Source organism: Sporosarcina aquimarina (genome assembly GCF_033253705.1).
Classification (GTDB): Bacteria; Bacillota; Bacilli; order Bacillales_A; family Planococcaceae; genus Sporosarcina; species Sporosarcina aquimarina.
In genome coordinates this window covers 112,903-119,526 of record NZ_JAUBDH010000009.1, presented here as the reverse complement: position 1 = coordinate 119,526, position 6,624 = coordinate 112,903, and the positions used below count along the sequence as shown (strand labels likewise).

Annotated in this window: 5 protein-coding genes, 15 tRNA genes and 2 rRNA genes; 20 read left to right on the top strand and 2 right to left on the bottom strand. The window is 44.8% G+C overall.

The annotated features are described in order from the left end of the window. The 17 genes from QT716_RS13805 to QT716_RS13725 form a co-directional block, all read left to right on the top strand. Positions 1 to 122: ribosomal RNA gene (locus QT716_RS13805) — 23S ribosomal RNA — on the top strand; the annotation flags it as partial. A gap of 386 nt (positions 123 to 508) precedes the next feature. Next, positions 509 to 623 (top strand): 5S ribosomal RNA (gene rrf / locus QT716_RS13800). A gap of 40 nt (positions 624 to 663) precedes the next feature. Then, positions 664 to 738 (top strand) — tRNA-Asn (locus tag QT716_RS13795). A 4-nt stretch (positions 739 to 742) separates the two neighbouring features. Further along, a tRNA-Ser gene (locus QT716_RS13790) sits at positions 743 to 834 on the top strand. Positions 835 to 859: 25 nt separating this feature from the next. Beyond that, a tRNA-Glu gene (locus QT716_RS13785) sits at positions 860 to 934 on the top strand. 45 nt (positions 935 to 979) lie between these two features. Further along, positions 980 to 1,055: transfer RNA gene (locus tag QT716_RS13780), tRNA-Val, on the top strand. 23 nt (positions 1,056 to 1,078) lie between these two features. Further along, positions 1,079 to 1,153: transfer RNA gene (locus tag QT716_RS13775), tRNA-Met, on the top strand. A 3-nt stretch (positions 1,154 to 1,156) separates the two neighbouring features. Beyond that, positions 1,157 to 1,232, top strand: a tRNA-Asp gene (locus QT716_RS13770). A gap of 19 nt (positions 1,233 to 1,251) precedes the next feature. Further along, positions 1,252 to 1,324: transfer RNA gene (locus QT716_RS13765), tRNA-Phe, on the top strand. 11 nt (positions 1,325 to 1,335) lie between these two features. After that, positions 1,336 to 1,411: transfer RNA gene (locus QT716_RS13760), tRNA-Thr, on the top strand. A 13-nt stretch (positions 1,412 to 1,424) separates the two neighbouring features. Continuing rightward, a tRNA-Tyr gene (locus QT716_RS13755) sits at positions 1,425 to 1,509 on the top strand. Positions 1,510 to 1,518: 9 nt separating this feature from the next. Further along, positions 1,519 to 1,592 (top strand) — tRNA-Trp (locus tag QT716_RS13750). 38 nt (positions 1,593 to 1,630) lie between these two features. Beyond that, a tRNA-His gene (locus QT716_RS13745) sits at positions 1,631 to 1,703 on the top strand. A 13-nt stretch (positions 1,704 to 1,716) separates the two neighbouring features. Next, positions 1,717 to 1,788 (top strand) — tRNA-Gln (locus tag QT716_RS13740). 6 nt (positions 1,789 to 1,794) lie between these two features. Then, positions 1,795 to 1,869: transfer RNA gene (locus tag QT716_RS13735), tRNA-Gly, on the top strand. Between the two features lie 10 nt (positions 1,870 to 1,879). After that, positions 1,880 to 1,953 (top strand) — tRNA-Cys (locus QT716_RS13730). Positions 1,954 to 1,985: 32 nt separating this feature from the next. Beyond that, positions 1,986 to 2,066: transfer RNA gene (locus tag QT716_RS13725), tRNA-Leu, on the top strand. A 92-nt stretch (positions 2,067 to 2,158) separates the two neighbouring features. Here the strand turns inward: QT716_RS13725 and QT716_RS13720 are convergent. Further along, entirely contained in the window at positions 2,159 to 2,893 is a 735-nt protein-coding gene (locus QT716_RS13720; RefSeq protein ID WP_317936659.1) for a B3/B4 domain-containing protein, read from the bottom strand. 54 nt (positions 2,894 to 2,947) lie between these two features. Between QT716_RS13720 and queG the strand changes: the two genes are divergently transcribed. From queG to QT716_RS13705, 3 genes are all read left to right on the top strand, one after another. Further along, a complete protein-coding gene (gene queG / locus QT716_RS13715) occupies positions 2,948 to 4,087 on the top strand; it encodes a tRNA epoxyqueuosine(34) reductase QueG (protein ID WP_317936665.1) in 1,140 nt (379 codons plus the stop codon). 14 nt (positions 4,088 to 4,101) lie between these two features. After that, positions 4,102 to 4,575 (top strand): tRNA (uridine(34)/cytosine(34)/5-carboxymethylaminomethyluridine(34)-2'-O)-methyltransferase TrmL, encoded by a 474-nt coding sequence (gene trmL / locus QT716_RS13710; RefSeq protein ID WP_317936658.1) that lies wholly within the window; start codon positions 4,102 to 4,104, stop codon positions 4,573 to 4,575. Positions 4,576 to 4,903: 328 nt separating this feature from the next. After that, on the top strand, positions 4,904 to 5,731 hold the full coding sequence (locus QT716_RS13705) for an aldo/keto reductase (RefSeq protein WP_317936657.1): 828 nt from the start codon (positions 4,904 to 4,906) through the stop codon (positions 5,729 to 5,731). 49 nt (positions 5,732 to 5,780) lie between these two features. On the opposite strand, the gene QT716_RS13700 is transcribed toward QT716_RS13705, so the two are convergent. Beyond that, entirely contained in the window at positions 5,781 to 6,620 is an 840-nt protein-coding gene (locus QT716_RS13700) for an RluA family pseudouridine synthase (protein WP_317936656.1), read from the bottom strand. Positions 6,621 to 6,624: the final 4 nt, after the last annotated feature.

The window sequence follows — 6,624 nt, the reverse complement described above, 5'->3', positions numbered from 1 at the left end:
ATGAGATTTCCCATTACGCAAGTAAGTAAGATCCCTCAAAGATGATGAGGTGGATAGGTCTGGTGTGGAAGCATGGCGACATGTGGAGCTGACAGATACTAATCGATCGAGGACTTATCCAAAAAGCGGAGACGACCTTTTTGATGCGAAGAGCATAAGACGAATCGACGAAGTGGCGATCTTTGCCACGTAGACGAGTTGGCTTATGACCTAGAGCATCAGGGAGTCGGAGCTAGATTATCGAAAAGCGGAAGCAGCCGTTTAGGCTCGTAGGCATAAGACAGATTGACGAAGCGGCGATTTGTGCCGCACAGGCAAGCTGACTTATGGCCGAGAGACTGGCTGCTGGAGCTGGACATATAAGTTAAAGCACCGCAAGGTGATCTTGATATGAATTCAATGTTGGTTTTATCCAGTTTTGAGTGAGTGATTTTTTAAAAAAAGATTTTAAAAAACACTTGCACTTACAACTTCAGTATGGTATAATAATTCTTGTGTTGTGAAATTGTCTAGTGATGATGGCGAAGAGGTCACACCCGTTCCCATACCGAACACGGAAGTTAAGTTCTTCAGCGCCGATGGTAGTAGGGGCTTCCCCCTGTGAGAGTAGGACGTCGCTAGGCTTTCACTAACAAAGTGAAAATCCTTTAATAGTTTATCTATTCCGCAGTAGCTCAGTGGTAGAGCAATCGGCTGTTAACCGATCGGTCGTAGGTTCGAGTCCTACCTGCGGAGCCATAATGGAGAGCTGTCCGAGTGGCCGAAGGAGCACGATTGGAAATCGTGTAGACGGTTAACGCTGTCTCAAGGGTTCAAATCCCTTGCTCTCCGCCAGTTAACTTCTCTATTATACTAGTAAGGCCCCTTGGTCAAGCGGTTAAGACACCGCCCTTTCACGGCGGTAACACGGGTTCGAATCCCGTAGGGGTCACCATTTACAGATTTATGAATAAGATATGCCAGCATCACATAGTATTGTGGAGGATTAGCTCAGCTGGGAGAGCATCTGCCTTACAAGCAGAGGGTCGGCGGTTCGAGCCCGTCATCCTCCACCATTATTTCTTCTTAATAGTATTATCGCGGGGTGGAGCAGTGGTAGCTCGTCGGGCTCATAACCCGAAGGTCACAGGTTCAAATCCTGTCCCCGCAACCAAATGGTCCCGTGGTGTAGCGGTTAACATGCCTGCCTGTCACGCAGGAGATCGCCGGTTCGATCCCGGTCGGGACCGCCATTTTTTCTTAAAACAATATGGCTCAGTAGCTCAGTCGGTAGAGCAAAGGACTGAAAATCCTTGTGTCGGCGGTTCGATTCCGTCCTGAGCCATCTTAATAAGTGCCGGTGTAGCTCAATTGGTAGAGCAACTGACTTGTAATCAGTAGGTTGAGGGTTCAATTCCTTTCGCCGGCACCACATTATTCCCTATGGTGGGGTAGCGAAGTGGCTAAACGCGGCGGACTGTAAATCCGCTCCCTCCGGGTTCGGCGGTTCGAATCCGTCCCCCACCACCATTTTTTTACAGGGGCATAGTTTAACGGTAGAATAGAGGTCTCCAAAACCTTTGGTGTGGGTTCGATTCCTACTGCCCCTGCCATTTATCTTATGTGTCTCTAGTGTTATAATAGTATTATGGCGGTTGTGGCGAAGTGGTTAACGCACCGGATTGTGATTCCGGCACTCGGGGGTTCAATTCCCCTCAGCCGCCCCTTTTTTATTTTTGGGGTATAGCCAAGCGGTAAGGCAACGGACTTTGACTCCGTCACTCGTTGGTTCGAATCCAGCTACCCCAGTTATTAGCGGAAGTAGTTCAGTGGTAGAATACGACCTTGCCAAGGTCGGGGTCGCGGGTTCGAATCCCGTCTTCCGCTCCACTTATTCTACGGCGGCATAGCCAAGCGGTAAGGCACGGGTCTGCAACACCCTTACCACCGGTTCGATTCCGGTTGCCGCCTCCAAATTTGGTTTCCGTTGTTTTACTTTATATTATGCCCGAGTGGTGGAATGGCAGACACGTCGCACTCAAAATGCGATGCCGCGAGGCGTGCCGGTTCAAGTCCGGCCTCGGGTATCTCAAAAAAGAACAACTCCGGTTGTTCTTTTTTTGCGTCTGCTGAAGCGTTTGTTTCAAAAAGCCTGCCGCAGATTAACTGCAGCAGGCTTTTATTGGTTGGATCTATATAGGCTTTCTCCCTTGGCCGAATAGGGCAGCTCCAATGAAGGGCTGTCTGCATGCAATACGTGCGCTGCAGCTTCACCGCCATTGATGCTCGTAAACATATTTCCACAAGCATTAGCGAGACGTTGGGCTTCTTCTACAGACATGTGGTCTCTTAGATAGACAACATGCAGTATTTCACTCGTTTCTTCTGTAATCGCAGTGCGGACCGAGTCGACATAAGGACTGCCGAATGGACTATAGCCATCCTTCAGTATTAGAATGTTATGTAACGATATAAATCTGCCATTCAGTCCATCGTATCCATCTTCTTCTTCTTGGCCTTTTGTAATCGTTAAATCTCCTACCAACTTTTTTAGGTCATACATTCCTGAAGGAACACCGTATTGGAGGCTGAATAATGTATTCAAATCAATGGCGCTTGAGTGGCTCTTCATATAGTTTTGCTTACGAACACGGCGGTAAAGCGCTTCTACTGAAGGACGGTACCGTGTGGGATCTGATCCGAGTGCCTTCCAGATAGTACGCCATTCCTGTATGCCCTGGATATCTGATAAGTCACGTTCTTCTAGTTCAAAGAAAAGTTGTTCCTGGAATAATTGGAGCCTTCCTTTTAACATTTGCGGAGAATCTGAAACCGTTGTCCTGTTATAATGGATGATGGCTACTTTGAAATCTGGCACAGCTTCTATAATTAAAGGTTCTATATGAATTTTCATGAAATCACCCTAACCATATTTTTCTCAAGTCTATCATAAGGGAGGTGGCAGATGGTGAATATCGCTCAGTTGCAACAAGACTTAAAAGACTACGCAAATGAAATTGGAATAGATAAAATCGGGTTTACAACAGCAGCTCCATTTCTTGAGTTGAAAAATCGTTTGAAGCGACAACAGGAACTGAAGTTTCAATCGGGTTTTGAAGAAAGTGATGTGGAAAAGAGAACCACCCCAACATTGCTATTGGAACGTGCTGAGAGCATTATCTCCATAGCTGTAGCCTATCCTTCTAAAATGACAGATGCACCTAAAGGAAAGAAAGGGGAACGGCGCGGTATGTTTTGCCGTGCTTCATGGGGTACAGATTACCATACTGTATTAAGAGAGAAACTTAGGCTGTTAGAAGCTTTTTTACACGAACACTTACCAGAGGTGAAGACAAGGTCAATGGTCGATACAGGGGAGCTTGCAGATCGTGCGGTTGCAGAACGAGCGGGAATTGGATGGTCTGCAAAAAACTGTTCCATTATCACGCCGGAATTTGGGTCGTATGTTTACTTAGGGGAAATGATTACCAACTTGCCGTTTGAGCCTGACGTTCCTTTGGAGGACCAATGCGGTGACTGTACCTTATGCTTAGATGCTTGTCCGACTGGTGCACTTATTCAAGGCGGTCAATTGAATGCACAGCGTTGTATTGCTTTTTTAACGCAGACGAAGCAGCCGATTCCTGAGGAATTTCGAAAAGAGGTCGGAAATCGGATTTACGGATGTGATACGTGTCAGACTGTGTGCCCAAAAAACAAGCGCAAGTATAATTTGGACCAAGAATCATTTATTCCAGAACCCGAATTAGTGAAGCCTCTCCTTCAACCGATATTAAAACTATCCAATCGGCAATTTAAAGAAACTTTTGGTCATATGTCTGGATCATGGAGAGGGAAAAATCCAATTCAGCGAAATGCCATCTTAGCATTGGCCCATTTTAAAGAAGTTGCAGCAATCCCTGACATCGAGCTGCTGTTACACACTGATCCTCGACCTATGATTCGTCAAACCTGCGCATGGGCACTTGGGGAGATTGGGACAGAAGAAAGTAGGAATGCACTGGAACGTGCTTTGGAAAAGGAAGCAGACGAAGCGGTGTTAAATGAAATTAAAAAAACAGTCACAAAGATGACTGCTACTCAATAAAAGGAAGTGGAATTATGCCAATTCATGTAGCGTTATTTGAACCGCTAATCCCCGCAAATACTGGAAACATTGCACGTACTTGCGCTGGAACTGGAGCGAAATTACATTTAATAGAGCCGCTCGGTTTTTCAACAGACGACAAGATGTTGAAAAGGGCAGGTTTGGATTACTGGGAACATGTTGATATTACGTATCATGGTAGTATCGATAAGATGTTTGAGAAATTTCCCGAAGGAGTTTTTTACTTCATTACAAAGTTTGGTACGAAAACCTTTTCGGATTTCGATTTCACGGATGTTAAAGAAGACATCTTCTTTGTATTTGGAAAAGAGACGACAGGATTACCAGAAGAAGTGACCGCAGCGCATCCTGAAACTTGCCTTAGAATTCCGATGAATGAACACATTCGTGCTTTGAACCTATCCAATACAGCCGCTATTCTTGTCTATGAAGCGTTACGTCAACAAGGATATCCGGGATTGCATTAAAAAAAGAGTGAAGCTTATTACAAGCTTCACTCTTTTTTTAATGTGTTATTTTTTCACTTTGCCTGGCTTGTCATCATAACCGCCTGTGAAGATTGCGGATAGGAATGCGAAACAGACACCAATGATTAGAATTAGTTTCATCAGATACCCTCCTGTTGAATCAGTTGTTCTTTCACCATTATACCGGAACAACTCCAAAAAGGAAATGTCTCACTTGAATATTTGTGACATGTATTCGACAAATGCTATAGCGTTTTCGTTTTCAGCAACCTGTTCGAATGGTACGATGAACTAGAAAACATTACATATTGAGAGGGAGGATACCTATATGGCAACTACTTATTCAGAAACAAAAACACTTGCAAACGGTGTACAGATGCCTCGTTTTGGACTTGGAGTCTATAAAATGACGGATTCCAAAAAAACGATTGAAGCAATTCAGTATGCTTTACAAAATGGATACCGTGCTGTAGATACTGCAGCAATTTATGAGAATGAATCTGAAACGGGAGAGGCAATCCGAGCATCAGGTATTCCGCGTGAAGAGCTTTTCATTACATCTAAAGTGTGGAATACAGACCAGGGGTATGACCAAACCTTGCGAGCATTTGAAACCTCGTTGAAAAAGCTGGAACTGGATTATCTGGATCTTTATTTGACGCATTGGCCGGTCAGTGAGACGTTTGTTGAAACATATCGCGCAATTGAGCGGTTGTATGAGGAAAAGTTAATCCGTGTACCAGGTGTTTCCAATCATCATATCCATCACCTTGAGAAACTTTCTGTGACTGCGAATATTGCACCAATGGTCAATCAGGTGGAGTTGCATCCATTGTTAACTCAAGTCCCGCTGCGTGACTACTGTGAAGAGCAAAATATGGCTATCACGTCATGGTCTCCTTTAGCACGAGGTAAGCTGCTCGATAATCCGGTTCTTACTGAAATCGGCAAAGCACATCAGAAGACTGCAGCACAAGTTATCATTCGCTGGCATTTGCAAAGTGACTTAATCGTCATTCCGAAGTCAATTACTCCTGAACGCATTTTGGAAAATAGTCAAATAGGAGATTTTGTTTTAAGTGACGAAGAAATGAAAATGATTGATGCACTGAATCGCAATGAAAGAACCGGGACAGATCCGGATACAATTGGATAACTAAAAAGCGCCAAGGGACATTTTGATCCCTTGGCGCTTCTCCTATCCATTATAACGTAATTGTAATCTTTTCACCTGTAAACGGATGAATGAATGATGTTTCAACTGCAGTCAAGCGGTAAGAGCCGTCTGGAAGTGCAGCAGCCTCATACAGGTTGTCCCCAACGACAGGATGTCCTAAATGATGCATGTGAACGCGGATTTGGTGTGTGCGTCCTGTATCAAGTGATGCTTCGATGAGTGTCGTTTCTTCTTTGCGTTCAATCACTTTGAAATGCGTTACAGCGGATTGACCGGACATCGAAATGCGCCGGCGCGTTGGATGATGGCGATCACGGCCAATCGGCATATTAATACTGCCTTTAATCCGCTTCAATCGACCTTCCACTTCAGCATGGTAAAGCCGTTTAATTTCATTAGATGCAATCATTTGGTCAAACATAGCTTTAGCCATAGGATGTTTAGCTACGATGACAATCCCGGAAGTCCCTTTATCAAGGCGTTGAATGTGCTCAGCATATGTGCCGCCTTGTGCTTGTACATGTGCAATCACGGCGTTCATCATCGTTGCTTCACGGCTCGTCCCGTCAGGATGGACAGCAATATCAGCTGGTTTAAACACAGCGATATAATGCTCATCCTCTTGCAGTATTTTCACACCGGGTACGTCAAGCGGCTGGTAGTCAGAATGTGCCTCTGGCAAATTGAATGTGAGGACTGTTCCTTCTACAAGAGGAGTCCTCCAAATTACTGGAGCTCCTTCTGCGTCTGTTACAGCATTCGTCATACGCAATTCATGAATGTTTTTTTTACCAGCTTTCCAATAGTCCCGAAGCAATTGTTCAAGTGTCATATCGGAGTGCTGTACGGTATACGTAAATGATGTCATCTTG

What these genes read in the sequence shown, in the direction of transcription:
- trmL (WP_317936658.1), top strand. Translation starts at nt 4,102, where the DNA reads ATGCCAATTCATGTAGCGTTATTTGAACCGCTAATCCCCGCAAATACT.
- QT716_RS13720 (WP_317936659.1), bottom strand. Translation starts at nt 2,893, where the DNA reads ATGAAAATTCATATAGAACCTTTAATTATAGAAGCTGTGCCAGATTTC.
- QT716_RS13700 (WP_317936656.1), bottom strand. Translation starts at nt 6,620, where the DNA reads ATGACATCATTTACGTATACCGTACAGCACTCCGATATGACACTTGAA.
- QT716_RS13705 (WP_317936657.1), top strand. Translation starts at nt 4,904, where the DNA reads ATGGCAACTACTTATTCAGAAACAAAAACACTTGCAAACGGTGTACAG.